Raw genomic sequence first — 25,391 nt, forward strand, 5'->3', positions numbered from 1 at the left:
ATCATCGATCCGACGGCCGCGCCGACGCCGGTTCCGCGGTACCTGTCGGTCCCTGCCGTTACGGTCGACACATGCTGCTCTCGGAGGTGGTGACGGCCTCGGCGGACGTCCGCGCGACCCGGTCGCGGAAGGCCAAGATCGCGACGCTGGCCGCTCTCGTCGGCCGGGCCGGGCCGGAGGCGGTCGCCCAGGTCGTGGCATGGGTGTCCGGGGAGCTGCCGCAGGGCCGGGTCGGCGCCGGGTGGCGCACGCTGGCGGCGGTCGAGGTCACGCCGGCCGGCACGCCGACGCTCACCGTCGCCGCGGTCGACAGCGCCCTCACCGAACTCGCGTCGATCAACGGCGACCGATCGGCGGCCCGCCGCCGCGAGCTGCTGGCTACGTTGCTGTCCGCGGCCACGGCGGCCGAGCGCGATTTCCTGATCAGGTTGCTGACCGGCGAGCTGCGCCAGGGCGCGCTGGCGGCAATCGTCACGGAGGCGGTCGCGGTCGCCGCCGGGGTGCCGGTCGAAGCCGTGCGCCGGGCCGCCATGCTGTCCGGCCGGCTGCCGGTCACGGCGGTGGCCGCGCTCACCGGCGGCGCGGCGGCGCTGGCCGAGTTCCGGCTCGAGGTGGGGCGGCCGATCCAGCCCATGCTGGCGGCCCCGGGCGCCACCCTCGACGACGCGTTCGCCGAGTTCGACGGTGATGTCAGCGTCGAGCACAAACTCGACGGCGCCCGAATCCAGGTGCATCGCAAGGGTTCCCAGGTCTGGGTGTTCACCCGCACGCTGCGCGACATCACCGCCGGGGTGCCCGAACTGGTCCGGCTGGTGGCCGAATTGCCGTGCGAGAGCGTGGTACTCGACGGCGAGACGCTGGCGCTCACCGATTCCGGCCGGCCCCGCCCGTTCCAGGAGACGATGAGCCGGTTCGCCACCGTGGAGCCCGGCGCCGCACCGGAGATCACCTCCGCCCGGGATCTGCTGCTGCACCCGTACTTCTTCGACTGCCTGCATCTGGACGGCATCGACTTCCTCGACGCCCCGCTGCGGGAGCGGCGCGCCGCGCTGCTGCGAGTGGCGCGGCGGCACGCGATTCCGGCGCTGGTCGATCCCGATGCCGAGTCCGCCGCCGAATATTTCGACGGCGCGCTGGCCGCGGGCCACGAGGGCATCATGATCAAATCGCTGGCCGCGCCCTACGCAGCGGGCCGGCGCGGCCGCACCTGGCAGAAGATCAAACCCACCCACACCCTGGATCTGGTGGTGCTCGGCGCTGAATGGGGTTACGGCCGCCGCACCGGCTATCTGTCGAATCTGCATCTGGGCGCGCGTGATCCGGCCGGTGGCGAGCCGATCATGGTCGGCAAGACGTTCAAGGGTCTCACCGACGCGCTGTTGCAGTGGCAGACCACGGAATTCCCGCTGCACGAGCGGTCCCGGGATCAGCACACGGTGTACCTGTGGCCGGAGCTGGTCGTCGAGATCGCGCTCGACGGCGTGCAGGTCAGCCCGCGCTATCCCGGCGGCGTCGCGCTGCGTTTCGCCCGGGTCGTGCGGTACCGGCCCGACCGGGAGCCGGCCGACGCGGACACCATCGACGCGGTCCGGGCCCTGCTGCCCGAGGGGCTCGCGGCCGTCCCGCCGCAGCCCGGCGCACAGTGAGCGCGACTGCCAGACAGTTCACAGGTCTGTCCACGGACTTGTTCAGGTTCCGCGCGCAGGATGAAATGCGTCGGGCAACCGACACGGATCAACTGCCCTGATCCGCCATCCCCAAGTCGGCGGTACCGTCCATCCCTCGCCGGGGCGCCGACAGCTCGAGGGCCGCCGACGTCACCGTCCTTCCTCATCCGGTGCGCCGGCGGCCCCCGGTGTTCTCCCTCGCCGGCGCCGCGAGGGTCAATGTTCCAATTCGCGTGGGCCGCGCTCGTATTCGTGGTGACCGCTGAAGTCGGGCAGGCGGCAGACGCCGGTCGAGACCTCCGTGGCCAGATCCTCGTAGGCCACCGCCAGTTCCGACAAGCGGCGCCAGGCATCGTGCACCATCCACTCGGGCGCGCCGAGCAGCGTGGAATAGGCCTGGGCCGAGAACTGGGCGAGCCGGTCGATCACGGTGCCGACGGTCTCGGTGTGCATGCGGGCGCCTCCGTGCGCCGTGGGTAACTCGCGCGCGACCCACCGATCGATGTCGTGGACCAGCCGGGCGCGGTCGTGGTCGATCTCGGTGACAGTGCCCGGCTCGGTGGCCATGCGCTGCTCGTGCAACTCGGCCAGGCGGCAGGCGCAGCGCAACACGAAGTGTGCGTCCGGGCCGTGCTCGACCGGCAGGCCACGGCAGGCATCCAGCAGGCGGTGTTTCGGTGGGAGCGGTTCCACGGGAGCTGATGATGCACGTCCAATATTTCTGATCGGCAACAACATTCGCTGACCTGCGACTCATCAGAACGAGCAGTCGGCCGGCTGCCCTGCCCAGCCACCCTTCAGGAATCGGAGAACGGCGCAGAACACGTCCTCGGAGGAGGAACCGGTGGCCACGGCGGACGCCCTCGCGGCGGCGGGTGCCGAGACGGACTCCGCGGCAGCCGAACCCATCGGCACCAGCACACCCGCGATCACAGTGGTGAATACGACGAGGTTTCTCATCACATCTCCCGTTCCTCGATCAGTCTCGGCGGCTTTGGGTTTCGCCCGTCCGGCATCGGAACCGGCGCGGGTGGCGCACCCGAACTTCGGTGCCCGGATCAGGCGGCGGTCGCCGCGGCCGGATCCAGCAGGCGCAGGAAATGCTCGACCTCGGCCTGGACGGCGCGGCGGGCCGGGGCGAGATATCGCCGGGGGTCGGTGGCGGCGGGGTCCTCGGTCAGTACCGCTCGCGCCGCGCCGGTGAACGCGATGTTCAGCCGGGTCGCGAGGTTGATCTTGGACATGCCGTGCCGGACCGCGGAGAGCAGGCCCGCGTCGGGCACGCCGGAGGAACCGTGCAGGACCAGCGGCACCGGTACGCTCGCCGCGAGCCGGCCGATCAGCGCGTCGTCGAGGCGGGCGTCGCGGGTCCGCATGGCGTGTTCGGAACCGACCGCCACGGCCAGCGCGTCCACGCCGGTGGCGGCCACGAAGGCCGCCGCCTCGGCCGGATCGGTGCGCACACCGGGAGTGTGGGCGCCGCCCTTGCCGCCGACCGCGCCGAGTTCGGCCTCCACGAAGACGCCGCGGGCATGACACCATCGGGTGACAGTGACTGTGGTGGAACGGTTCTCGGCATCGGTGCGGGCGGAGCCGTCGTACATGACCGACGTGATGCCCAGTGCCACTGCGGCTTCGATCAGCTCGGCGGTGGTGGCGTGGTCCAGATGCACCGCCAGCGCCGCGGAGCTGTCGGCGGCGATCTGGCGGCAGGCCCGCGCGAGCGGGGCGAGGCCACCGTGATGCCGCACGGTGTTCTCCGAGATCTGCAGGATCGCGGGACGTTTCGCCGATTCCGCGGCGGCGGCGACGGCCTCCGCGTGCTCCAGGGTGATGACGTTGAAGGCGGCCAGCGCGCCGGGGCGGGCCGCCGCGAGTAGCTCGGGCACGGATGTCTCGGTCACGGCGATGCGGCCTCCTGGGCGGCGGGACGGATTTCGGTGACGGTGACCGTCGGCGTCAGCCGCTCCCGCAGCGAGCGATCGATCTCGCCCGCGACCGGAATCACCACCGCCGCCGCGGACGTGGCGACCGCGTCGACGAGGATGGCGGGCCAGTCCGGTGCGCCGCCGCCCGACAGGGCCGCGATGACCGCGGCGGCCGCGGCGTCGCCGGCGCCGGTCGAATTGCCCGCCAACGGTTCCGGCAGGGTGGCCGACCAAGCCCCGGCGGCGGTGACCGCGACCATGCCGTCCGCGCCGAGGGTCGCGATCAGCGCCCGCACCCCCGCGGCGATCAACGGCTGGACCGCGGCCGGAATGTCGGCGGGTCCGGTCACATCGTCGCCGACCAGGCCGCGCAGCTCGTCCAGGCTGGGCATCAGCACCACGCCGGGCACCTCGGCGGCGTACCGCAGCGCCGCGCCGTCGACATCGCAGATGACCGGAACGTTCGCCGCCACGGCGATCCGGGCCAGATCCGCCGGCAGGGAATGCGTGACGCCGCCCGGCATCGAACCGGACACCACCAGCCCGCCCGAGCCGGGTAGCAGGCCCGAAACCCGAACGCGCAGTTGCTCGACCGAATGCAGCTCGCTCACCCGGGGGCCGGGTTCCCACAGTCCGGTGGCGCTGCCGTCCTCGGATTCGCTGATCACCACTGTGCGGCGGACCCACGGCAGGGCGTGCACGAAATCCACCGGCAGTTCCAGCTCGGCCGCGGCGGCGAACATGTGATCGGCGAACCCGGTTGCCCGGGAGTACTTTCCGATCTGGTTGAGCACCCGGCTGACATTGATGCCCTTGCCGCCGATGCGTTGCTGCACCGACAGCACCCGTTGCTGTACGCCGCGTTCCAGCCGCTCCACCCGATAAGTGGTGTCGTAGGCCGGATTCATTGTCACGGTGAGGATCACGACAACCACTGTCCACGTCGTAGCACCCGCCGCAACTCCAGCGCGTCGTCGAGAATCAGCGCGTCGGCGAACATTCCGGGCCGCAGGTCGCCGACCTCGGGCAATCCGGCCGCGGCGGCCGGCGTCGCGGTGGCCGCCCGGACCGCCACCGGCAGCGGCACCCCGCATTCGCGCACCGCCCAGCGCAGGCAGCGCAACAGCGTCGCGGTGCCGCCGGCGATCGAACCGCCCGCGATCCGCGCCACCCCGCCGGTCACCCGGACCGTCTGCGGGCCGAGCCGATAATCGCCGTCGGGCATCCCGGCGGCCTGCATCGCATCCGTGATCAGCGCGACCCGGTCCGGCGCCGAGGCGAAAACCAATGTGCCGAAACCGGAATCGACGTGTACCCCGTCGCCGATGAGTTCCACGGTGGCCTGTCGCGCGGCGGCGGCCACCAGGGCGGCGGCCACGGGTCCCGCCGCGCGATGGTGCAGGGGCGGCATGCCGTTGGCCAGATGGGTGACCAGCGTCCCGGTCCCGGTGGGCCTCAGCGCGGCCCGGAACACCGGATAGTTCGCATCGCTGTGCCCGAGCGCCACCACCACCCCGTGTTCCGCCAGCAGCGCTGCGGCGTGGTCGAATCCGGGACGCTCCGGCGCGAGCGTCATCACCCGCAGCCACCCGCCCGCGGCCCGCACCAGCTGCGCGATCAACTCGGGATCGGGATCGATCAGAAAACGGGGATCCTGTGCGCCGCACCGTGTCTCGGACAGAAAGGGGCCTTCGGCGTGGATACCCGCGACCAGGCCCGCCGTGGCCAGTTCCCGCAGAGCGGCGGTCTGCGCGACCATCTCCACAGCCGGCGCGGTGACGATGCTCGCGACGACGCTGGTCGTGCCCTGGGCGTGATGGAATTCCGCTGCTGCTCGCGCCTCCTCGACATCGATCGTGTCGAACCGATGCCCGAGACCGCCGTGGTTGTGGATGTCCACCAGCCCAGGAACCACGGTGCCGAGAAATTCCGGTAGCACCAGGTCACGGTGCCGCGCAGCCCATTCCGCGCTGTCGCGGACCTCGTGAACACGGGTGCCACGGACCGAGACCACGCCGTCCTCGAAGGTCGTGGCGGAGGTGACGATCCGGCCCCGGAGATGAATGTCGCGATCGTCGGTCATCGCGCCATCCCGGACGGCCGACAGGCGGCGGCGAGTACGCGATTGCGGCCGGCCGCTGGTGGATGCCCTCGGGACACCGCGAAACAGCATTCCGGGCGCCGCGTGCCGTGCCCACGACGCGGGTCGCTCGCCCGACCCGGTGGTTCGCTGTGGTCGGCACGGTGCACCACGGCGGAGCGAGCGATGTCGGTGCGTGGTCCGGGGGCGCCGCCACCGGCTCGCGCCGACCGGCCGCCGCCGCTGGATCGGTTGCCGCTCGTCATTCCAGCGCTCCGGCGCGCGCGTAGTGGGCCGCGCCGATCAGACCGGCGCGAATGCCGAAGGCGCCCAGCGTGACCGCGGGGACCGGGACGACGCGGAGTCGTCGCGACAGGTCGGTGTGCAAGGCGGTGGTGAGGATGTCGCCCGCGCCCGAGAGGCCGCCGCCGAGCACGATCAGGTCGACCCGGGTGGCGTGCAGGATGCCGAGCAGGCCCGTCGCGAGGGCGTCGACGGCGTCGTCGATCACCGCGCGGGCGATCGGGTCGTGCGGGGCGCGCTCGAAGACTGTTGCGGCGCTGGGGATGTCGTGGCCGGTGCGGGCGGTGTAGGCGCGGGCGATGGCGCCGCCGGCGGCCACGGTTTCGACGCAGCCGACGTTGCCGCAGGGGCAGGGCAATCCGTCGTGCGGGCGGATCGGGATGTGGCCGTATTCGCCGGCCTCGCCGGGGCCGCTGCGGATCAGGCGGCCCGCCACCGCGAGGATGCCGGCGAGGCCGGTGCCGAGGATCAGGACGCAGACGTTGTCGTGGCCACGGCCCGCGCCGTGCCGCCATTCGGCCCAACCGGCCACGGTGACATCGTGTTCCAGCAGGACGGGTACGCGCCAGCGCGCGGTGAAGCGGTCGCCGAGCGGGACGTCGCGCCAGCCGATATTGCTGCTGAACACCGCTCGCGCGCCGACCGGGTCCACGATGCCGGGCAGCACCACCGCGGCGCGGTCCACGCGGATCCGTTGCGCGGCGGGCAGTTCGGTCAGCAATCGGTCTCCGAGGTCCTCGATCGCGTCGAAGGCGGCGGGGCCGTGCGGGGTGGGGATCGTGCCGGTGGTCAGGACCGTGCCCGCGGCGTCGGTGATCTCGGCCTTGGTGGTGGTGCCGCCGACGTCGACGGCGAGGACCAGATCCGGCGGGCCGGCGGTCACCCGAGAATCACCGAACGGCTCAGGCCGCGTGGGTGATCCGGGTCCAGGCCGAGATCCGCGGCGCGCAGCAGGCACAGCCGGTGCACCCGCACCAGGTCGGCCATCGGGTCGATATCGCGATGCTCGAAATGTGCTCCGGTGGCGGCGATATCGTCGGCCAGGCCGGGAGGCACCGGGCCGAGGGCCCAGACCGCGCGGCCCGGACCGGCGATGCTGATCGGACCGTGCCGGTATTCGGTGGCCAGATAGCCCTCGGTCCAGGACCGGCAGGACTCGCGCAACTTCAGGCCCGCCTCCTCGGCCAGCGCGGCGGCGAAACCCATTCCCACGAAACTGATCTGCTCGGCCCGCCGGACCTCGGCCAGCGCGACGGCCGGATCCTCGGCCAATACCGCGCGGGCCTGATCGATCACCGGGGTGAGATCCTCGCCGAGATGCCAGCGCAGGATCGCCAATGTCGTGGTGGCGAACCGGGTCTGCACCACCGACCGCTCGTCGACCTCGTCGATCAGGATCGGATCGGCCAGCTCCAGCACCGGCGTGCCCGGGCTGGAACAGATCACGGTGCGCGGGACCCCGGCGGGGAGAGCGCGCAGCGCCCGGATCACCTCGGTGGTGGTGCCCGATCGGCAGATCACCAGATACCGGTCGTAGTCGTGCCGGCGCACCTCGCCCGCGGGCCAGGCGTCGGTGGGACCGAGGCCCGCGGACTCGCGCCGCGCGGCGATCGCGCGGGACATGAACAATGAGGTGCCGCAACCGATCACGGCCAAGCGCTCACCGATGGCGGGCAGCAGCGCCCGATGTTCGGCGGCGATCGCCGCGGCGCGCGCCCAGTCGCCGGGCTGGGTGGCCACCTCGGTGGCCAGATGGGGAGCGGGATCGCGATCGGCGGAGGTCGACACGTCACCAGGATCGGCCCGGTGATCGTTCATGTCAAATTTACAGGCGAAACAGTCACATTCGATCATGTGAAGCGTTAAATTCGGACCAGTCGATTCTCTGCTCCAGCATCCGCGCCTCGCATCGCCGGGTGTGCACTCCGAAAGGCTCAGATCGTGAAACACCCACTCCGCGACGCATTCTCGTCGCTGATCCTGGCCACCGGGCTGGTACTGGCCGTCTCCTCCTGCGGCTTCGGCGGTGGCGGCTCGGACGATTCGGATCCGAACACGCTGTCGTTCCTCGCTCCGGTCTACAGCGACGGCACGAAAGCGGAGTGGGACAAGATCATCGGAGATTTCTCGAAGCAGAACCCGGACATCAAGGTCACGCTGCAGACGGAGTCCTGGGACTCCATCAACGATGTGGTGCGCACCAAATTGCAGTCGAAATCGACGACGCCGGACATCCTCAACATCGACGCCTATTCCACCTACGCCACCGACGGATTGCTCTATCCCGCCGCGGATGTGGTGGATCCGTCGGTCATCGCCGACATCCAGCCCGGTTTCGCGAAGAACGCCTCGATCACCGGAACCCAGTGGGCGCTACCGCTGTTCGCCTCCGCGCGGACTCTGTTCTACAACACCGACCTGTTCACCGCGGCCGGGGTCGCCGCACCGCCGAAGACCTGGGCGGAACTGACCGACGACGCGAAGCGGATCCAGGCGCTCGGCAACGGGGTCTCCGGTTACGGCCTGCCGCTGGGCAGCGAGGAGGCGCAGGGCGAGACCTCCATCTGGACCTTCGGCGCGGGCGGTAACTGGTCCGACGGTGACCGCATCACCGTGAACACCCCGCAGAACCTCGAGGGCGTGCAGGCGATGAAGGCGATCGCCGATGCCGGTGCCACGGAACCGAATCCGGGCGCCACCAACCGCGCCGACGTGATCAACGCCTTCATCCAGGGCAAGATCGGCATGATCGAGGGACTGCCGCCGACCATCGGCCAGATCGCGCAGAAGAATCCGGCGCTGAAATATACGACCGCGCCCTCGCCGACGAAATCCGGCGATCCGTCCACACTCGGTGTCGCCGATCATCTGATGGCCTTCAAGAAGGACGGCAAGAAACAGGAGGCGATCAAGAAATTCCTGACCTACTTCTATTCTCCCGCCGTGTATTCCGCCTTCGTCTCCAGTGAGCATTTCATCCCGATCACCGTCTCCGGTGCGAAGGCCCTCGCGGACGATCCGGTGACGAAGGCGTTCGCGACCATCCTGCCGTCGGCGAGGTTCTATCCCAGTAACAACCCGAAATGGGGTGCGGTACAGGGGGCTATCCGGCAGCAGTTGGGCACCGTGACCCAGGGCGCCGATCCCGCGGCGGTGCTGCAGAAGATCCAGCAGGCGGCGAGTTGAGCCGCACCCCGAGCCGAGCCGCGGCGGCGTTGCGCGCGCTGCCGTGGGTCGGCCCCGCGCTGGTGCTCATCGCCGCGATCGTCGGGTTTCCGGCCGGGTACATGCTGTGGACCTCGACCCGGGATCTGAGCGCCTACGGCGCCGATCGCGGCGCCGCCGGCTGGGCCAACTTCCGGAAGTTGTTCGCGCTGGCGGAATTACCGCGCATCCTGGCGCACACCCTGGTGTGGACGGTGGCGGTCGTGGTGATCACCCTGGTGCTGTCGGCGGCGCTGGCGCAGTTCCTGAACAAGGACTTTCCCGGCCGGACCGCGGTGCGGCTGGCGATCCTGGTGCCGTGGGCGGCCTCGGTGGTGATGACCACCACGGTGTTCGACTACCTGCTCGATCCCGATGTCGGCATCGCCAACCGGTTCCTCGTCGACATCGGGGTGCTGCACCGGGGTTTCGGGTTCACGAAGCAGGCCGGCCCGGCATTCCTGGTCGCGATCGGGGTGGCCGTGTTCGTGTCGATCCCGTTCACCACGTACACGATTCTGGCCGGGCTGCAGGCGATTCCGGCGGAAGTGGACGAGGCCGGGCGGGTCGACGGGGCGTCCGGGTGGCAGCGATACCGGTATCTCACACTGCCGCAACTGCGTTCGGCGATGGCGGTGGCGACGGTGATCAATCTGATCAACGCGTTCAACTCGCTGCCGATCCTGCAGGTGCTCACCGGCAGTATCGCGGGCTTCGACGCCGACACCACGACCACGTTGACATTCAAGTTGATCCGGCAGAATCAGCAACTCGCCACCGCCGCGGCGATGAGCGTGCTGAACTTCGCGCTGATCGCGGTGATCATCGCGGTCTACGTGAAGCTGATCCGGCCGGCGGGGGAGGAGACGCGGTGACCGTGCCCGGAAATCGGCGGCGGCGCCGGCGCTGGGATCTGACCGCCGTCGGGGCGGTGCTCGCCGCGCTGTTCCTGCTGCCGTATCTGGTGATGGTGCTGGGTTCGCTGAAGCCGCGCGCCGAGATCCTGCGCATCCCGCCGACCTATCTGCCCCAGCAGTGGCGCCCGGACAACTACGCCACGGTGTGGCACACCCCGGAGACCCCGCTGCCGTTCAACCTGGTCAGCACCCTGGTGATCGCGGTGGGTGGCACGCTGCTGGTGCTGGCCGCCGCCGTGCCGGCGGCGTACCACACCGCCCGGCGGCGGTTCCCGGGCAAGGCGGCATTTCTGGGGCTGGTGCTGGTGACCCAGATGTTGCAGCCGACCGTGCTGGTCACCGGCCTGCTGCGGGAGTTCTTCACACTCGGTATCAACGACACCTGGCTGGCCATGATCCTGGTGGACGGCGCGTTCAATCTCTCGTTCGCGGTGTGGATCCTGCACAGCTTCTTCCGCGGCGTACCGGTGGAACTGGAGGAGGCGGCCGCCCTGGACGGGCTGAGCCGGTGGCAGATTCTCACCCGGGTGAGCCTGCCGCTGGTGTGGCCGGGCATCGTCACGGCCACCATCTTCGCCTTCGTCTCCTGCTGGAACGAGTTCGCGGCCAGCCTGGTGATCCTGACCACGCCGGAGAATCAGCCGCTGTCGGTGGCGCTGACCAAGTTCATCGGGCAGTACGACACGGCTTGGCAATACGTCTTCGCGATCTCTACCGTCGGCATCGTGCCCGTCGTCATCCTGTTCGCACTGATCGAGAAGCGCCTGGTGGCCGGTCTGACCGCCGGCAGCGTGAAATGACCGCGCCCGCCGATCGGCCGCGACGATGGAATCGCCTGCTGGCGCTGCTGGCCGACACCGGCCGATTGTCGGTGGAGGAGGCCGCGGACCGGCTCGGTGTCTCGCCCGCCACGATCCGCCGGGATTTCACCGCACTGGCCGATCAGCAACTGGCCACCCGTACCCACGGCGGCATCGTCGCCACCGCCGTGGCCTACGACCTGCCGGCTCGCTACCGCGGTGGTGACGAGGCGAAACAACGTGTCGCCGAACACGCCGCGGCGCTGGTGGACATGACCGTGGTGGGGCTCAACGGCGGCACCACCACGACGGCGGTGGCGCGAGCGCTGGCCGGCCGGCCGGACCTGCCCACCTCCGCCGGCCGGCAGCCCACGATTGTGACCAATGCCCTCAATATCGCCGGCGAAATGGTGCTGCGGCCGCATCTGCGCACGATCTGCCTCGGTGGAATGGCACGGCGGGAATCCTACGAATTGCACGGCCCGCTCGCGGAGCGCGCATTGGCCGAATTGCATTTGGACACCCTCGTTCTCGGTGTCGACGCGATCTCCGCGGCGGGCGGCGCGCAATGCCGCCATCTCGGCGAGTCGGGCGTCAACGCGGAAATGGTGCGGCGCGCGAATCGGGTGATCGTGGCGGCCACCGCGGACAAACTCGGGCGCACCGCACTGGCCCGGATCTGCCCGATCGAGGACATCGATGTGCTGGTCACCGACACCGCGGCGGATCGTGCTGCGGTCGCCGAGATCCGCGCGGCCGGGGTGCGCGTCGACCTGGTGTAGGCCGCGCGTGCCGACCGGTCGGCCGCGGAATTACGTTCGCGGCCTTCGGAAAATAGCCGGAAGTCGATCATCCGACGTGCGGGCAACCGGTGTCGGGGCCGGAAGCTCGCGATCGCACGGTGCGAACCGCTCTTCCCGGCATCATGGTATTGATAGCCGTATATTTGCCGAATGGCTGTGTCCGATGATCGAACGAGCGACCGGCAACGGCTGCGGTGGGGCACGATCGCCGCATTCTCCTGTTTCCTCTACGGCTATTGCAGTGGCGTCGTCGCGGGCGCCCAGCTGTACTTCGGCCGCGAATTCCGGCTCGGCACCGGCGCGCAGGGCGCGGTGGTGGCCATCTTCCTGCTCGGCGCGGCCGCCGGTGCGCTGATCGCGGGCCGGTGCGCGGACCGCTTCGGCCGCAAGCCCACTCTCTTCGCCGCCGGCGTGCTGTTCGGCCTCGGCCTGGTTCTGGCGCAGTTCGCGCCGAACGTCGGCGTGCTGCTGCTCTCGCGGGTCGCCCAGGGCGTCGCCGCGGGCCTGGCCTCGGCGGTGGTGCCCAGCTATCTGTCCGAGATCGCCGACGACGCGCACCGCGGGCGACTCGGCTCGATCAACCAGCTCATGGTGACCCTCGGGTTGCTGGTGTCCTATCTGGTCAACCTGGCCTTCGCGGCGTCCGGCGACTGGCGCCGGATGTTCGGCGCGGGCCTGATCGCGGTGGTGCTGTTCCTGATCGCGCTGCCGACCGTCGCGGAATCGCCGGCGTGGCTGCGCCGCCGCGGTGAGGGCGCGCCGCAACCACCGCTGCGGGCGCTGTTCCGGTCGCCGGTGCGGCGGGCGGTCGTCCTCGGCACCGGCCTGTGTGTCCTGCAACAGTTCTGCGGCATCAACGCGGTGCTGTACTTCGCGCCGACCATCATCGAGCAGACCGGGCTCGCGGCGACCGATTCGATCCTGTACTCGGTCTACATCGGCGCGCTGAACGTGGTGATGACGGAGGTGTCGATCACCCTGATCGATCGTGCCGGCCGCCGGCCGTTGCTGCTGATCTCGACGGTCGCCATGACGATCGCGCTGATTCCGCTGGGCGCGAGCTTCCGCTGGGACCTGCCCGGCGGCAGCGTCACCGCGCTGATCTGCCTGCTCGCCTTCGTGGCCGCCTTCGCGATCGGCACGGGCCCGGTGGTGTGGCTGCTGGTGTCGGAACTGCTGCCGCCGCCGATGCGGGCCCGCGGCACGGGCCTGTGCACGACGGTGAACTGGCTCGCCAATTTCACCGTCAGCCAATCGTTCCTGCCCCTGATCCACGGCATCGGCCAGGGCCGCACGTTCTGGCTGTTCGCCGTGGTCTGCCTGCTCGGCACGGGCTTCGTCGCACACTGGGTGCCGGAGACCAAGGGCCGCACCGATGCCGAGATCGCGGTCGCGCTGGCGACGTGAACGGTGGAACGCGTTCGCGGTGCGAGCAGTGAAAACCGGACCGCCCGGGGCGACAGGGCGGTCCGGAACTTCGGAACGCCGCGACCACCCGGAGCTGTGCGGGGTCACGCCGATCACCTGACACTGTCTCCACCGAAACTGTGAAAACGCTTCACGTATCTCTGCGAATCCGCTGTGACAAACCATCGGCGGCGGGCGTTTTGCGCGCGTTGTCCCCGTACCGGTCGGTCCGCACGCTACAGTCCGCTCGGGCCGTGTGACTGCCCCGGCGCAGCTCGGGCCGGTGCTCGTGCCCCAACGCTCGATGTCGCTGTCCGTGCCGGTGTCCTCCCGCGTGGCGCCGCGCCGGCGAGATGGGAGGGTGGATGTCCGACAACGGGTTTCGACCCGATCCGGTCGCGCGTGGGATGGATGCCTGCCGGATGCCCGCCGCGGTGCGTTCGGCGCAGGTACTCGCGCTCGGCCTGGCGCTGATGGGGATCGTGTGCACGGCCGCGGCCGGATGGCTGTTCGGTACCCGCTCGGCGCTGGTCACCTCGCTGGCCTTCGTGCCGAGCTGGCTGCTCGGCCTGCTGGCGCTGGCCTTCGGCGCGGTCGGCAGCGGGATCCGGATCGGCGCGATCGGGCTGGCGGCCCTGAACATGGCGTGGACCGTCCCGTCGATCACGATGGGTCACCCGCCCGGCTGGCTGGGACCGGCCGGTTCGATCGGGCTGATCGTGCTGATGTTCCGGCCCGCCGCCCGGGACTGGTTCGAGGATTGGTAGCCCGTTCCGAACACGGTCGTAACATCGGCGAAACCTGGTGTGCCGATTCGCAATGCCGGTGCAACCACGTGCTCCTACTGTGACGGGATGAGTTCGGAAACCGCCGCCGCCACCGGCATTCACATCAGCGGATTGAGCAAGACCTTCCGGGTGGGTCGGCGCGCGGTGCCGGCACTGGACTCGGTCGACCTGCACACCGATCAGGGCGCCTTTCTGTCGCTGCTCGGGCCCTCGGGCTGTGGGAAATCGACGGTGCTGCGCATTCTGGCCGGTCTGGAGACGCCGACCGCCGGGACGGCGCGCATCGACGGTTCCACCCCGGCCGAGCTGCGCCGCCGCCACGAGTTCGGGATCGCCTTCCAGGATTCGGCGCTGTTGCCGTGGCGCAGTGTGGAATCCAATATCAAGCTGCCGTTGCAGGTCGCGGGGCTGCCGGTGGAGCCGGCCGAGATTGCCGAGTTGATCGAGCTGGTCGGCCTGCAGGGCTTCGAGAAGGCCAAGCCAGCGCAGCTGTCCGGCGGTATGCGACAACGGGTTTCGATCGCGCGGGCCCTGGTGGTCAAGCCGACGGTGCTGCTGCTGGACGAACCGTTCGGCGCGCTCGACGACATGACCCGGCAGCGGCTGAATCTGGAACTGCTGCGGATCTGGACCGAGAAGCCCGCCACCACCCTGATGGTGACGCACGGCATCGCCGAGGCGGTCTTCCTGTCCGACGTGGTCGCGGTGATGAGCCCGCGGCCGGGGCGGGTCGTGCAGATGGTGGAGATCGACCTGCCGCGGCCGCGGACGCCGGAGATGATGCGCACGCCGGAATTCCACAAGTTGCACGACTATCTGTCGGAACTGCTGTTCGGGCGCAACGGCGACGGGGGGATCGAGGGTGATGCCGAGGCGCTGGACATCGCCGCGGCGGCACCGGACGTGATCGCCGCGGACGAGGGCATCGGGGCGGCGCCGCAGGACGGCAGCGCCGCCGGGACCTCGGGCGGCACGGGGGCAGAGTCGCCGGATGCCGGGGCCGCCGACGGCACCACGGCCGAATCGCTGGACGGCGCCCGGTGAACGGGCGGGCGGGCCGGGGCCTCAGTGGCGCGATCGGTGTCGTGGCCCTGATCGTCTTGTGGTGGCTGCTGGCCGAATTGAAGGTCGCCGGTGGCACCATCCCCGGTCCGTGGACGGTGCTGCACACCATGTACACCGACGGCTGGGGACTGTACGGCCCGAACTTCCGGATCACCGCGCTCGGCGCGCTGAAGGGGTTCGTGTGGGGCAACGTGCTGGCCATCGGACTGGCGGTCCTCGTGCTGCTGGTACCGCCGATCGAATCGCTGGCCACCCAGCTGGCGATCCTGAGTTACTGCACCCCGCTGCTGGCGCTGGGGCCGATCATCCTGGTGGTCTTCGGCGGCCGGACGCCGACGGTGTTCCTGGCGGGGATGTACTGCTTCTTCACCACCATGGTGGGCACGGTGGCCGGGCTGCGCTCGGCCGATCGCACCAGCCTGGATCTGGTGCGCGCCTACGGCGGTGGCCGCTGGCAACGGCTGTGGCGGGTGCAGTTGATCGCGGCGCTGCCGAACACGTTGGCGGCGTTGAAGATCGCGGCGCCGTCGGCGGTGCTGGGCGCGATCCTCGGTGAATATCTGGGCGGTGTGGACACCGGGATCGGGGTGGCGCTGACGGCCGCGCAGAACTCCTACAACGTGCCCCGCACCTGGGGGATGGCGCTGGCCGCGGCGGCGCTGGCGGGCGTGGGTTATCTGCTGGTGAGCCTGCTGGCCCGGGCGCTGCGGCCGTGGACCGGAGCGGAGGCACGGGCGTGAACGTGGTGCGCAGAATCGCGAAATTCCTTTTCCCCCTGTTGATCTCGGTGATCCTCATGGGGGTGATCTGGACCGTCTTCCTGAAGGCGTTCCCACAGGTCGGGCCGCGGGTGGGCAAGACCCCCGCGGACGTGTGGCGGTATCTGATCACCGGGCCGACCGCCGACACCGCGCGGCAGGCGATCCTGGCCGATCTGCGGATCACGTTGCAGGATGCCGCTCTCGGGTTCGGCGTCGGCATGCTGGCGGCGCTGGCGCTGGCGGCGCTGTTCGTCACCGTGCCGGCCGCCGAGCGGTCGTTCATGCCGGTGGCCCTGTTGCTGAGGTCGGTGCCGCTGGTGGCGCTCACGCCGATCATCGTGCTGGTGTGCGGGCGCGGTCCGGGCGGGGTGACCACCATGGCGGCCATCGTCGTGCTGTTCCCGGCACTGGTGCTGATCATGACCGGATTGCGCGGGGCGCCACAGCAGGCCGTCGAGCTGATCGCGGTCTACGGTGGCTCGCGCTGGACCGCGCTGCGCATGGTCGCGGTGCCGGCCGCGCTGCCGACGGTGTTCGCGGCGGCCCGGATCTCGGTGCCGGGTGCGCTGATCGGCGCACTGCTCGGTGAGTGGCTCGGTAGCGGCAAGGGGCTGGGCTCCAGCATGATCCGGGCCGTGGCGAGCTTCCAGTACAACAAGCTGTGGGCCTCGATCGTGCTGGTCACGCTGGTATCGGTGCTGCTGTACGCGATCGTCGGCGTGCTGGAGAACCTGGTGCTGGCCCGGTTCGGACCGGAGGCGGGCCGGTCCTGAGTTTACTTGCAGCACACAATTTTACATCGCGGGAACAATGCATTTACCTGGGATACACAGCTGTCGCACCGAAAGCAAAGTATCCGAAATCGAAACACCTTACATTTCCGACATGACTCGCGTGACAGGCCCCTTGCCGGCCCAGAAGTTCGCCGTGGACCGTCGGTCCTTCCTTCGTTTCTCGGTACTCGCCGGAGCTGTGGCAGGCGGTGCCGGAGTGCTTGCCGCATGCGGGAACTCGTCCTCGTCCGGTGGCGGCGGCACCTCGGCCGACGGTTCGAAGTTCGGAACCGTGGCGATCCAGTTGTCCTGGTTGAAGAACATCGAATTCGCCGGCGAGTTCTTCGCCGACAGCAAGGGCTACTACAAGGACGCCGGTTTCGGGAAGGTCGATCTGATCGCCGGTGGCGCGGCGGGCACCACGGTGGAGGCCGGTCTGGACACCAAGAAGGTCTGGCTGGGCATGTCGGCCCCGATGCTGACCGCGCCGGCCGTGCTGGAGGGCCTGCCGGCGAAGATCGTGGGCACCACCTATCAGAAGAACCCCTTCTGCATCGTCAGCTCGGCGGCCAAGCCGATCAAGTCGCCGCAGGACATGAAGGGCCGCAAGATCGGCGTGCAGGACGGCAACCAGCTGGTGTTCGGCGCGCTGCTGTCGGCCAACGGGCTCACCCCCAGCGACGTCACCATCGTTCCGGCGCAATACGATCCGACACCGCTGGCCAGCGGTGAGGTGGACGGCTGGGTCAGCTACGTGACCAACGAGCCGATCACGCTGGCGGCCAAGGGTTTCCAGAACACCAACTTCCTGTTCGCGGATTACGGGCTGCCACTGGTGGCCGAGACGCTGACCGTCCGGCAGGAGACCATCGACAAGGATCGCGAGAAGCTGAAGGCGTTCCTGGTCGCGGAGATCAAGGGCTGGAAGGACGCCGTCGCGAATCCGGCGGAATCGGCCCGGCTGGCCGCCGAGGTCTACGGCAAGGATCAGCATCTGGAGGTCGCCGAGCAGACCGCGGAGGCGAAGGCGCAGAACGATCTGGTCGTCTCCGCCGACACGAAGGCCAACGGGTTGTTCACCATCACCGATCAATTGGTCACGCAGAACATCGAGGCCCTCGGCAAGGCGAAGATCAGTATCAAGGCCGATCAGCTGTTCGATCTGTCCGTGCTGAAAGAGGTCTACGCCGAGCATCCGGAGCTGAAGAGCTGATCGGATCGCGGACGCACCCCGAGCCGGCCTCGGGGTGTGGTACCGCGTTCGGACCTCCGGCAAATGTATGATGCGTCACCTTTTTCGGCCCGGTGGCCGCGCCACCAGCGCGCTCGTCTCCGGTTCACCCGTCATTCCCGAAGCTGGGAATTGTCTGTGTGGCAGGGATGCCCGATAGTTCGGGGCGAAATCACCGAGCCGGAGCGATTGCGAGTGATGTGAGATGAGTCGGATGGTCAAATCCGTCCGGGTGGTGCGGTCGGCCGACACCGCCGAAGTGTTCGGTCCGCAGCGGCAACGGCTCACGCCGTGTATCACCACGGAAGTCTGTGGAGCCGAAGGGATTTCGGCCGGTACCGTGTACATGCCGCCGGGCGGGATGTCCCGGGCGCACTACCACGCCCACAGTGAGATCGTCGTGTTCTGCCTGCGTGGCGACGCGGCGACGCTGATCGGTCCCGAGCTGGAACCGTACTTCCACGGTCCCGGCGAATTCATCTACATCCCCGAAGGAGTCGTCCACGTCGCCGTGAATCTCGGTGTCGCGGACGACCTCGTCGCCGTCGAGATGCGAACCGACCCGCAGTTCAACGACGATGTGGTGCTGACCCCGGAGCACGACGAGGCCGCCGCCGCGGTCGCCGCGCGGTTGCGCGCCGAACTCGCGGTCACGGCGTGAACGAACACAAGCGCAGCCACGCCGCCGTGGCCACGCGCAGCGGGCCGATCGATGAGCTGTTCGCCGCCGCCGCGCGCTGGCCGGATCTGATCTCGTTCGCGGCGGGTGCGCCGGATCCGGCCCTGCTGCCGGTCGAGTCGATCGCCGGACTCACCGCGGCGGCGCTCGACCGGCAGGGCCGGGCCGCCTTGCAGTACGGGCTCACCGGCGGCCTGCCCGCATTGCAGGCACTGTCCCGGGAACTGTTGTCCGAGCGTGGAATCGACTGCGCGATCGGCGACATCCACATCGCCACCGGCGCGTCCGGCGCCCTGCACAACATCTGCCTGGCGACCCTCGACCGCGGCGACGTGGTACTGGTCGAGACCCCTACGCACGGACCGGCGGTCACGCTGTTCCGCAGTCACGGCGCGACCGTGATCGGGGTCGACTGCGACGAATCCGGGGTGCTGCCCGACGCGCTCGACGAAGCGATCCGGCGGCACCGGCCCGCCTTCGTCTATCTGATGCCGACCTTCCACAACCCGACCGGCCGCACCATGCCCGCCGACCGCCGGGCGCGGACGGCCGAGGTGATCCGGCGGCACCGGACGCTGGTGATCGAGGACGACGTCTACGCGGAACTGCGCTACCGCGGGACCGAGGTGCCCGCGCTGGCCTCGTTCGTGCCGGGGCTCTGCGCCTACCTCACCTCGCTGTCGAAATCCGTCGCGCCCGCGCTGCGGATCGGGATCACGGTGCTGCCGCCGGCGTTGCTGCGCGATGTGCTGGTGCTCAAACAGGGCATCGACATGCAGACGTCCTCCTTCACCCAGGCGCTCGCCGCGGAATTCCTCGGCGGGCCCACGCGGGCGGCGCACCGGCGACGGCTGGTCGAGCACTACGCGGCCAAACTGGACCGGCTCGCCGGTGCGCTGGGTGAACACCTCGGGCCGGAATTCCGCTGGACCGTTCCCGACGGCGGGTTGTTCGTCTGGGTCGAGGGACCGCCGGGTTTCGACGCCGGCGCGGTGTTGCCGGCCGCGCTCGACCACGGGGTCGCCTTCCTGCCGGGCAGCCATTTCTATGCCGACGGCGGCGCGGACCACGCCCACACCCTGCGGCTGAGTTTCTCCGCGGTACCGATCGAGGCCATCGATCGGGGCGTCGCGGCGCTGGCCGAGGTGTGCCGGCTGTGACCTCGCAGGCGCATCCGATCGTCGGAGTGTGGGAGGTGACCGCGCCCGATGCGCCGTTCCCGCACCACGTCATGACCTTTCACGCCGACGGCACGATGGCGCAGTCCAATCCGGATCTCGGCAACCGCGGCACCAGCGACAGCGGCGGGATGGGGATCTGGCGGGCCGACGGCGGCGAGATCGCCGGGAAATTCGTCGAATACACGGTGGATCGGGCGGAGCCTTCGATCGTCCGGCGGGGCGTGGTGGAATTCCGGATGGTGGTGGCTGCCGACGAGTTCCGCGGCGACGCCGCGGCCACCTTCGCCCGGCTGCCGGACGGGCCGGTCACCGAGCCGGCGCGTACTTCGTTGTACGGCAGGCGATTGCGCTGATCAGGCGGCGGCCATGGTGGCCGTCGCGCGGGACCGGAGGGCGAGCATCTCGGCGGCGACCGCGATCGCGGTCTCCATCGGGGTGTGCGCGCCGATGTCGAGGCCGGCGGGCGCGCACAGCCGGCCCAGGGTCATATCGTCGAATCCACCGGCCCGCAGCGCCTCGATCCGCCGCAGGTGGGCGTTGCGGGAGCCCAGGGCACCCAGATAACCGAAGTCCTGCAGCCGCAACGCGACCGTCAGCACGGGGACCTCGAATTTGGGGTCCTGGGAGACCAGGACCAGGGCGGTCGAGCCGTCGATGCGACCGGCCGCGGCCTCCGCGTTCAGGTACCGGTGCGGCCATTCGACCACGACCTCCGCGCCCGGGAACGACTGCGGCGACGCGAAGGCCTCACGCGCGTCGCACACGGTGACCCGGTAGCCGAGCAGCCGGGCCTGCACGGTGAGCGCCGACGCGAACGGGTTGGCGCCGAAGATGATCATGCGCGGCGGCGCGGTGTACGAGCGGACGAAGATGTCGGACTCCGGTAACGACACCAGTTCGGTGTTGTGCTTGCGCTCGGTGACCAGGTGCTGGCCGATGACCTCCGGATCGGTGTGCCACACCACGGTGAACACCGTGACCGGTTTGTGCGCGAAGATCTCCTGCGCGACGGTCGGGAACTCCGGGAAATGGCCGCGGGAGAAGGGTTCCACGAACACGTCGATGGTGCCGCAGTCGGTGCCCACCTCCAGGCCGGAGGTCGGATCGAAGCGCCGCAGCTCCCGCCGCCCGGTGGCCGCGGCGATCCGTGCCGTCTCCAGTACCGCCGCCTCGTAACAGCCGTCCGACACGGTGCCGTGCACCCCGCCGTCGGGGTCCACCAGCATCGCCGAGCCCACCGGTAAGGGAGACGAGCCGAAGGTGCGGACGAGCGTCGCCAGGCCGCCGACTCGGCCGCTCTGCCACACCCGCATCATATCTTCGAGAATGTCGCGCATCACAGGCTCCCGATCACTGTGCACGAAGGTGCGGGTAGTCGTGGTCACGTCCCGTCGCCAAATCGTCGCACGTGACGGCCACCATATCCGGTCTTTTGTCCAGATACGCCCTTGCGCCCGAATCTCCTCGTGCGGAATCGATCACGTTTGTCCAATGTTCATGTCCTATGACCACCGGATGTCCGGGGGCTTCACCGAACACCGCCCGGGCCAGCCCGCTGGACGCGGTGCGGGCGGCGGCGAGGACCCGGGCGACGACGGCGGGCCCGACGTCCGGGGTGTCGACCGGCATGATCGCCGCGTAGGCCGCTGCGGCGGAACCGGACTCGGCCAGGGCGCGCAGGCCGGCCCGCAGCGAGGCCGACATTCCGGTCGCCCAGTCCGCCGCCCAGACCGGCCGCGCGCCCGCCGGAAGTTCGATTGCGGGCTGTTCGCTTACCTGCCATCGACCGCTCGCCGAGGCGCGCGCCGGGCCGCTGGCGCCCAGGACCACGACCACCTCGGCGCAACCACCGTCGCGCAGCGCCGCGACCGCCGAGCGCAGCCAGTCACCGTCGGCCGCCAGCACTTTGGGTCGTCCGTATCGGGTGCCCGCACCGGCGGCGAGTACGATGCCGTCGCAGCGTCCGAGGGTCATGGCGGCGAGGGTAGTCCAGATCCGTGATCTTCGCTGTCCGAGTGGCACCACTGCCGGGGATCGTCGAAGCTGGATCGAGTGACCACCGATGTGATCGCTCTCGAGGACTTCGGCACGCTGCCGGAGCCCGTGGCGATCGAACTGCTGCTGAAATGTTGCTCCTCCCCGGCCTGGGCCCGTGCGGTGGCCGCGCGCCGCCCCTATGCCACCGTCGAGGCGGTGCTCGGCGCGGCCGACGCGGCGCTGGCCGAGCTGTCCGAAAACGAATTGGACCGGGCGCTCGCCGGTCATCCGCGCATCGGAACCCGTTCGGACGACCCGTCTTCGCGGCGGGAACAGGCCGGCGTCGCCGACGCCGGCGCGGACGTCCGCGCCGCGCTCGCCGCGTGGAATCGCGAGTACGAGGCCACCTTCGGCCATGTGTACCTGGTCCGCGCGACCGGCCGATCGGCCGGGGAACTGCTGGAGATCCTGCTGACCCGATTGCGCAACGACCCGGCCACGGAACGACGTATCGTGCGAGGGGAACTGGCCCAGATCAACCGCATTCGCCTGCGCCGGCTGTTCGGCGCCGACCCCGGGGAGCCACGTTGAGCACGCTGAGCACACATGTCCTGGACGCCGTCCGGGGCGTTCCGGCCGCGGGAATCGCGGTCACCCTGTTCGGGCCGGACCCCGACGCGCCCCCGGGGGACGCGACGACCGGGCAGCCGGCAGGGCTGCCGGGGGGTGCGACGGTCGGGCTGCCCGGTGATGTGACGACCGTATCGGCCGGGGACGTGCCGGCCGTCTCGGCGGAGGACGTGACCACCGCGCTCGCGGGGGGCGCGACGGCCGGGCTGCCGGGGAATCCGGCGGCGCCCGGTGATCCGGCGGTGGTGCCGAGCGGCATCGTGATGCTGGCGTCGGCCGTGACCGATGCCGACGGCCGCATCCCGAGTCTGGGCGACGATCTCGTTCCCGGTGTGCACCGGTTGCGCTTCGAGACGGGCGCCTATTTCGCCGCGCAGGGTGTCTCCGCCTTCTATCCCGAGATCACGGTGGCCTTCACCATCACCGGCGAACGGCATCTGCATATCCCGTTGTTGTTGTCGCCCTTCGCGTATTCGACCTATCGGGGCAGCTGAAGCTCGGGAGTTCCGTCAGCCGAAGCGTTCGACGCGGACGCGGTCGCGGGGTTGTCCGCCCGCCACGAGCAGGCGGGAGGCGTGTTCGGTGAAGCCGTTGCCGCCGCAGACGTAGGCCTCCCAGCCGCCGGTCGGTGTTTCGGCCAGCGCCGCCCTCAGGTGTCCGGCGTGTAGCCGGCCCTCGGTGCGGGTGTATATCACGGTCGTCTCCGCGCCGAATTCGCCCGAGTAGGGCAGGTTTTCCGGCGAGCGGACCGAAACAACAAGGCGCAGTGGAACTCTCAGCCGGGCTTCGCGGTGATGCCGCAGCATGGACATCAGCGGGACGACGCCGGAGCCGCCGCCGAGCAGCAGTGCCGGGCGGTCGCCGGGCCAGGCGAAGAAGCCGCCCAGCGGGCCCTTGATCTCCACGGTGTCACCGGGTTTCGCGACGGTGTGCAGATGGCCGGACACCTCGCCGCCGGGCATGTGGTCGACGGTGAGTTCGATGTACCCGGCGTCGCCGGGGGTGGAGGCCAGGGAATAGTGGCGCTGCGCGGTGTAGCCGTCGGCGGCGGTGAGACGCACCATCACGTGCTGCCCGGGTGCGTGTCCGGGCCAGTCCGGTACCGCGAAGCGGAAGGTGGACATCGTCGCGGTCTCGGGCCGGACGCCGATCAGGGTCGCGGGGCGGAAGTCCGCCGCGGCGCGGTTGCTGGGCACCAATCGCGGTGGGACGGTGAAGGTTTCAGTCGCCGGCATAGCGTTCCTCGCGCCACGGATCGCCCTCGTTGTGATAGCCGTTGTGCTCCCAGAATCCGGGCTCGTCGTGATCGAGCAGCCGCAGGCCGGTGATCCACTTGGCGCTCTTCCAGAAGTACCGCCCCGGAACCAGCAGTCTGGCCGGGCCGCCGTGCTCGGGGGTCAGGGGGAGTCCGTCGGCCTCCCAGGCGATCCAGGCCCGGCCGGAGCGGACCGCCGCCAGCGGGAGATTGGTGGTGTAGCCGGTGTGTGACCGGGCCAGGACATGGGTGGCCCGCGGCAGCGGGCTTGCGGCGGTGAGGAATTCGTCGAGATCGACGCCGGCGAACCGGACGCCGAATCGGGACCAGCCGGTGACGCAATGGATGTCGCCGCGGTATTCGGAGCGCGGCAGCGCGTGCGCCTCGTCCCACGTCCACGTGCGAGGCGTGGCGACCAGGCCGTCGATCCGGAGGGTCCAGTCGGCCGCGGACAGCTCCGGCGTCACCTCCGCGGACAGCACCGGCCACGACTGCCCCGCGTCGTACTGCCCGGGAGGCAGGCGCGGGTCGCGGTCGGTGCCGCGGCTGCGGAACCCTCGGGTGACGATCACGGCGAGCCAGCCTACACGTCGGATCATCCCATATATTGAGATGCGGGCCCGGTAACTTTGACGTCCGTCCAGTTTGCCAGGCAAGATCGCAATCATGTCTGCGCTTTTGTTGACGCGCCGGCTGTACGTGGATTTGCTGCGGTCGACCACGGCCAGCTGTCGTCGGCCCTGATCGACCTCGCGAGTCCCTCCCGGTGGCGGATCGTCGCCCCGGCCCTGCGGTCCCGTCGTACCGCAGTTCCTCTCTCTGCTGGAGCCCCACCATGCCCCGTTTCACCGCGGTCGCCGCCGCTGCCGTGCTGTCCTGCGCTCTGCTGGCCACCGGTTGCTCGCAGTCCGATTCCACCACCGGCAACACCGGGAGCAGCGCCCCGTCGGTCGGTCAGGCGACCGGGCCGAAGCCGGCGCCGTTCGACAAGGGCGCGGTGAAGGTCGCGCTGGTCCGGCAGAGCGGTGCGGGTGACTACTTCGAACAGTGGGGCAACGGCGCCAAGGCGCAGGCCAAGGCCCTCGGCATCGACCTGGCCGTCTACGACGCGCAGTCCGACAACGCCAAACAGGCCACCGACCTGTCCCAGGCGATCAACTCCGGCGCGACCGCCATCATCGTCGACCACGGCTTCCCGGCGACCATCGAGCCGCTGATCGATCAGGCCGTGGCCAAGGGCATCACCGTGGTGAGCTACGACGTCGCCACCACCAACCCGAAGGTGATCACCACCACGCAGAGCGACGCGGACATCGCGAAGGCCGCACTCGGCGCGCTGGAGTCCGCGGTCGGCAAGAACGTGCCGGTCGGCTACGTGAACGTCGCCGGTTTCGCGCCGCTGGACCGCCGCGACACCGTGTGGCAGCAGACCAAGGGCGGCGAGGGCTGGACCGAGGCGTTCAAGGTCGGCAAGGTGACCGACTCCACCGTGACCGACAACGTGCCGCTGATCAATGCCGCGCTCACCCAGCATCCCGAGGTCAAGGGCATCTTCGCGCCCTACGACGAGCTGGCCAAGGGCGCGACGCTCGCCGTGCAGAACAAGCATCTGGAGAGCTCGGTGAAGGTGGTCGGCGCCGACGTGTCCAACGCCGACATCCAGATCATCACCGCCGACAACAGCCCCTGGGTGGCGACGGCCGGCACCGATCCGTCCGCGGTCGGCGCGGCCGTCGTGCGCACCGCCGCGTTGCAGCTGGCGGGTCAGCTGAACAAGCAGACCGTCGAATTCCCCGCGGTGGCGATCACCCGGGATCTGCTGGTGTCGAAGAAGATCGCGAACATGGACCAGCTGCGCAAGGCGCTGCCGGAGCTCAACCTGGCTCAGGTGAGCGCGGCGAACTGGATCCCGGTCGTCTCCTACTGATGCGGGCAGTGCTCT

27 protein-coding genes and 1 pseudogene are annotated in these 25,391 nt (G+C 69.8%); 17 read left to right on the forward strand and 11 right to left on the reverse strand.

All coding sequences use genetic code 11. The features are described 5' to 3' along the window. Positions 1-71: 71 nt before the first annotated feature. Positions 72-1,646 (forward strand): ATP-dependent DNA ligase, encoded by a 1,575-nt coding sequence (locus NRB56_RS28380; protein ID WP_153347424.1) that lies wholly within the window; start codon positions 72-74, stop codon positions 1,644-1,646. A gap of 237 nt (positions 1,647-1,883) precedes the next feature. Here NRB56_RS28380 and NRB56_RS28385 read toward each other — a convergent pair whose 3' ends face one another. The 7 genes from NRB56_RS28385 to NRB56_RS28415 all read right to left on the reverse strand — a co-directional run bounded on the left by NRB56_RS28385 (position 1,884) and on the right by NRB56_RS28415 (position 7,766). Beyond that, the gene (locus NRB56_RS28385) at positions 1,884-2,360 is read right to left on the reverse strand and encodes a DUF4254 domain-containing protein (protein ID WP_319943658.1); all 477 of its coding nucleotides are present in this window, start codon (positions 2,358-2,360) and stop codon (positions 1,884-1,886) included. Positions 2,361-2,423: 63 nt separating this feature from the next. Continuing rightward, the gene (locus tag NRB56_RS28390) at positions 2,424-2,627 is read right to left on the reverse strand and encodes a hypothetical protein (RefSeq protein ID WP_153347426.1); all 204 of its coding nucleotides are present in this window, start codon (positions 2,625-2,627) and stop codon (positions 2,424-2,426) included. A gap of 98 nt (positions 2,628-2,725) precedes the next feature. Continuing rightward, on the reverse strand, positions 2,726-3,571 hold the full coding sequence (locus NRB56_RS28395) for a class II fructose-bisphosphate aldolase (RefSeq protein WP_319943659.1): 846 nt from the start codon (positions 3,569-3,571) through the stop codon (positions 2,726-2,728). Continuing rightward, positions 3,568-4,521 (reverse strand): hexose kinase, encoded by a 954-nt coding sequence (locus NRB56_RS28400; RefSeq protein WP_319943660.1) that lies wholly within the window; start codon positions 4,519-4,521, stop codon positions 3,568-3,570. Before NRB56_RS28400 ends, NRB56_RS28395 begins: the two co-directional genes overlap by 4 nt. Next, the gene (locus NRB56_RS28405) at positions 4,518-5,678 is read right to left on the reverse strand and encodes an N-acetylglucosamine-6-phosphate deacetylase (RefSeq protein WP_153347427.1); all 1,161 of its coding nucleotides are present in this window, start codon (positions 5,676-5,678) and stop codon (positions 4,518-4,520) included. The genes NRB56_RS28400 and NRB56_RS28405 overlap by 4 nt, the downstream gene beginning before the upstream one ends. A gap of 259 nt (positions 5,679-5,937) precedes the next feature. Further along, positions 5,938-6,861 carry an ROK family protein gene (locus NRB56_RS28410; RefSeq protein WP_319943661.1) on the reverse strand — a complete coding sequence of 308 codons (924 nt, stop codon included), beginning with the start codon at positions 6,859-6,861 and terminating at the stop codon, positions 5,938-5,940. After that, positions 6,858-7,766 (reverse strand): SIS domain-containing protein, encoded by a 909-nt coding sequence (locus NRB56_RS28415; protein WP_319943662.1) that lies wholly within the window; start codon positions 7,764-7,766, stop codon positions 6,858-6,860. Before NRB56_RS28415 ends, NRB56_RS28410 begins: the two co-directional genes overlap by 4 nt. A 153-nt stretch (positions 7,767-7,919) precedes the next feature. Here NRB56_RS28415 and NRB56_RS28420 point away from each other — a divergent pair, with 153 nt between their 5' ends. The 13 genes and pseudogenes from NRB56_RS28420 (at position 7,920) to NRB56_RS28480 (ending at position 19,940) form a co-directional block, all read left to right on the forward strand. After that, positions 7,920-9,164: an extracellular solute-binding protein gene (locus NRB56_RS28420; RefSeq protein WP_319943663.1), complete on the forward strand. Its 1,245-nt coding sequence runs from the start codon at positions 7,920-7,922 to the stop codon at positions 9,162-9,164. Further along, entirely contained in the window at positions 9,161-10,057 is an 897-nt protein-coding gene (locus NRB56_RS28425) for a carbohydrate ABC transporter permease (RefSeq protein ID WP_227838422.1), read from the forward strand. Before NRB56_RS28420 ends, NRB56_RS28425 begins: the two co-directional genes overlap by 4 nt. Continuing rightward, positions 10,054-10,899: a carbohydrate ABC transporter permease gene (locus tag NRB56_RS28430; RefSeq protein WP_319943664.1), complete on the forward strand. Its 846-nt coding sequence runs from the start codon at positions 10,054-10,056 to the stop codon at positions 10,897-10,899. The genes NRB56_RS28425 and NRB56_RS28430 overlap by 4 nt, the downstream gene beginning before the upstream one ends. Then, positions 10,896-11,681 carry a DeoR/GlpR family DNA-binding transcription regulator gene (locus NRB56_RS28435; RefSeq protein WP_153347429.1) on the forward strand — a complete coding sequence of 262 codons (786 nt, stop codon included), beginning with the start codon at positions 10,896-10,898 and terminating at the stop codon, positions 11,679-11,681. The genes NRB56_RS28430 and NRB56_RS28435 overlap by 4 nt, the downstream gene beginning before the upstream one ends. A gap of 171 nt (positions 11,682-11,852) precedes the next feature. After that, positions 11,853-13,109, forward strand: coding sequence for an MFS transporter (locus NRB56_RS28440; RefSeq protein WP_153347430.1), 1,257 nt, complete (start codon positions 11,853-11,855; stop codon positions 13,107-13,109). Positions 13,110-13,474: 365 nt separating this feature from the next. Further along, positions 13,475-13,876, forward strand: coding sequence for a hypothetical protein (locus NRB56_RS28445; RefSeq protein WP_153347431.1), 402 nt, complete (start codon positions 13,475-13,477; stop codon positions 13,874-13,876). 87 nt (positions 13,877-13,963) lie between these two features. Then, a pseudogene (locus NRB56_RS28450) lies at positions 13,964-14,749 on the forward strand (ABC transporter ATP-binding protein); the annotation flags it as partial. Positions 14,750-14,937: 188 nt separating this feature from the next. Then, positions 14,938-15,702, forward strand: coding sequence for an ABC transporter permease (locus NRB56_RS28455; protein WP_319943666.1), 765 nt, complete (start codon positions 14,938-14,940; stop codon positions 15,700-15,702). Further along, complete coding sequence (locus NRB56_RS28460) at positions 15,699-16,496, forward strand: ABC transporter permease (RefSeq protein WP_319943667.1); 798 nt, start codon at positions 15,699-15,701, stop codon at positions 16,494-16,496. The genes NRB56_RS28455 and NRB56_RS28460 overlap by 4 nt, the downstream gene beginning before the upstream one ends. 112 nt (positions 16,497-16,608) lie before the next feature. Continuing rightward, positions 16,609-17,709 carry an ABC transporter substrate-binding protein gene (locus tag NRB56_RS28465; RefSeq protein WP_153347432.1) on the forward strand — a complete coding sequence of 367 codons (1,101 nt, stop codon included), beginning with the start codon at positions 16,609-16,611 and terminating at the stop codon, positions 17,707-17,709. Between the two features lie 232 nt (positions 17,710-17,941). Continuing rightward, positions 17,942-18,388 carry a cupin domain-containing protein gene (locus tag NRB56_RS28470; RefSeq protein ID WP_194291022.1) on the forward strand — a complete coding sequence of 149 codons (447 nt, stop codon included), beginning with the start codon at positions 17,942-17,944 and terminating at the stop codon, positions 18,386-18,388. After that, the gene (locus NRB56_RS28475) at positions 18,385-19,566 is read left to right on the forward strand and encodes an aminotransferase-like domain-containing protein (RefSeq protein ID WP_319943668.1); all 1,182 of its coding nucleotides are present in this window, start codon (positions 18,385-18,387) and stop codon (positions 19,564-19,566) included. Before NRB56_RS28470 ends, NRB56_RS28475 begins: the two co-directional genes overlap by 4 nt. Next, complete coding sequence (locus tag NRB56_RS28480; RefSeq protein WP_194291023.1) at positions 19,563-19,940, forward strand: hypothetical protein; 378 nt, start codon at positions 19,563-19,565, stop codon at positions 19,938-19,940. The genes NRB56_RS28475 and NRB56_RS28480 overlap by 4 nt, the downstream gene beginning before the upstream one ends. On the opposite strand, the gene NRB56_RS28485 is transcribed toward NRB56_RS28480, so the two are convergent. Then, the gene (locus NRB56_RS28485) at positions 19,941-20,924 is read right to left on the reverse strand and encodes an XdhC family protein (protein ID WP_153347605.1); all 984 of its coding nucleotides are present in this window, start codon (positions 20,922-20,924) and stop codon (positions 19,941-19,943) included. It lies immediately after the preceding gene. Positions 20,925-20,937: 13 nt separating this feature from the next. Beyond that, positions 20,938-21,561, reverse strand: a complete 624-nt coding sequence (locus NRB56_RS28490) for a nucleotidyltransferase family protein (protein WP_153347434.1) — start codon at positions 21,559-21,561, stop codon at positions 20,938-20,940. Between the two features lie 78 nt (positions 21,562-21,639). Here NRB56_RS28490 and uraD point away from each other — a divergent pair, with 78 nt between their 5' ends. Together uraD and NRB56_RS40555 are read left to right on the forward strand one after the other, a co-directional pair. Next, on the forward strand, positions 21,640-22,155 hold the full coding sequence (uraD, locus tag NRB56_RS28495; RefSeq protein ID WP_319943669.1) for a 2-oxo-4-hydroxy-4-carboxy-5-ureidoimidazoline decarboxylase: 516 nt from the start codon (positions 21,640-21,642) through the stop codon (positions 22,153-22,155). Continuing rightward, on the forward strand, positions 22,152-22,688 hold the full coding sequence (locus NRB56_RS40555) for a hydroxyisourate hydrolase (RefSeq protein WP_194291024.1): 537 nt from the start codon (positions 22,152-22,154) through the stop codon (positions 22,686-22,688). The genes uraD and NRB56_RS40555 overlap by 4 nt, the downstream gene beginning before the upstream one ends. 15 nt (positions 22,689-22,703) lie before the next feature. Here the strand turns inward: NRB56_RS40555 and NRB56_RS28510 are convergent, their stop codons facing one another. Together NRB56_RS28510 and NRB56_RS28515 are read right to left on the reverse strand one after the other, a co-directional pair. Further along, positions 22,704-23,429: a ferredoxin reductase gene (locus NRB56_RS28510; RefSeq protein WP_153347436.1), complete on the reverse strand. Its 726-nt coding sequence runs from the start codon at positions 23,427-23,429 to the stop codon at positions 22,704-22,706. Next, positions 23,416-24,048: a sulfite oxidase-like oxidoreductase gene (locus NRB56_RS28515; protein ID WP_153347437.1), complete on the reverse strand. Its 633-nt coding sequence runs from the start codon at positions 24,046-24,048 to the stop codon at positions 23,416-23,418. Before NRB56_RS28515 ends, NRB56_RS28510 begins: the two co-directional genes overlap by 14 nt. A 236-nt stretch (positions 24,049-24,284) precedes the next feature. On the opposite strand from NRB56_RS28515, the gene NRB56_RS28520 reads away from it, so the two are divergent. Beyond that, positions 24,285-25,376 (forward strand): substrate-binding domain-containing protein, encoded by a 1,092-nt coding sequence (locus NRB56_RS28520; RefSeq protein ID WP_153347438.1) that lies wholly within the window; start codon positions 24,285-24,287, stop codon positions 25,374-25,376. The last annotated feature ends 15 nt before the right edge of the window (positions 25,377-25,391 follow it).

Origin of the sequence: Nocardia aurantia (assembly GCF_009604425.1) — a bacterium.
Classification (GTDB): Bacteria; Actinomycetota; Actinomycetes; order Mycobacteriales; family Mycobacteriaceae; genus Nocardia; species Nocardia aurantia.

Excerpts from the sequence above, each read along its gene's own strand:
- NRB56_RS28520 (WP_153347438.1), top strand. The coding sequence starts at position 24,285 with ATGCCCCGTTTCACCGCGGTCGCCGCCGCTGCCGTGCTGTCCTGCGCT.
- NRB56_RS28405 (WP_153347427.1), bottom strand. The coding sequence starts at position 5,678 with ATGACCGACGATCGCGACATTCATCTCCGGGGCCGGATCGTCACCTCC.
- NRB56_RS28515 (WP_153347437.1), bottom strand. The coding sequence starts at position 24,048 with ATGATCCGACGTGTAGGCTGGCTCGCCGTGATCGTCACCCGAGGGTTC.
- NRB56_RS28465 (WP_153347432.1), top strand. The coding sequence starts at position 16,609 with ATGACTCGCGTGACAGGCCCCTTGCCGGCCCAGAAGTTCGCCGTGGAC.
- NRB56_RS28485 (WP_153347605.1), bottom strand. The coding sequence starts at position 20,924 with ATGCGCGACATTCTCGAAGATATGATGCGGGTGTGGCAGAGCGGCCGA.
- NRB56_RS28440 (WP_153347430.1), top strand. The coding sequence starts at position 11,853 with ATGGCTGTGTCCGATGATCGAACGAGCGACCGGCAACGGCTGCGGTGG.
- NRB56_RS28435 (WP_153347429.1), top strand. The coding sequence starts at position 10,896 with ATGACCGCGCCCGCCGATCGGCCGCGACGATGGAATCGCCTGCTGGCG.
- NRB56_RS28490 (WP_153347434.1), bottom strand. The coding sequence starts at position 21,561 with ATGACCCTCGGACGCTGCGACGGCATCGTACTCGCCGCCGGTGCGGGC.
- NRB56_RS28445 (WP_153347431.1), top strand. The coding sequence starts at position 13,475 with ATGTCCGACAACGGGTTTCGACCCGATCCGGTCGCGCGTGGGATGGAT.
- NRB56_RS28470 (WP_194291022.1), top strand. The coding sequence starts at position 17,942 with ATGGTCAAATCCGTCCGGGTGGTGCGGTCGGCCGACACCGCCGAAGTG.
- NRB56_RS28510 (WP_153347436.1), bottom strand. The coding sequence starts at position 23,429 with ATGCCGGCGACTGAAACCTTCACCGTCCCACCGCGATTGGTGCCCAGC.
- NRB56_RS28390 (WP_153347426.1), bottom strand. The coding sequence starts at position 2,627 with ATGAGAAACCTCGTCGTATTCACCACTGTGATCGCGGGTGTGCTGGTG.
- NRB56_RS28380 (WP_153347424.1), top strand. The coding sequence starts at position 72 with ATGCTGCTCTCGGAGGTGGTGACGGCCTCGGCGGACGTCCGCGCGACC.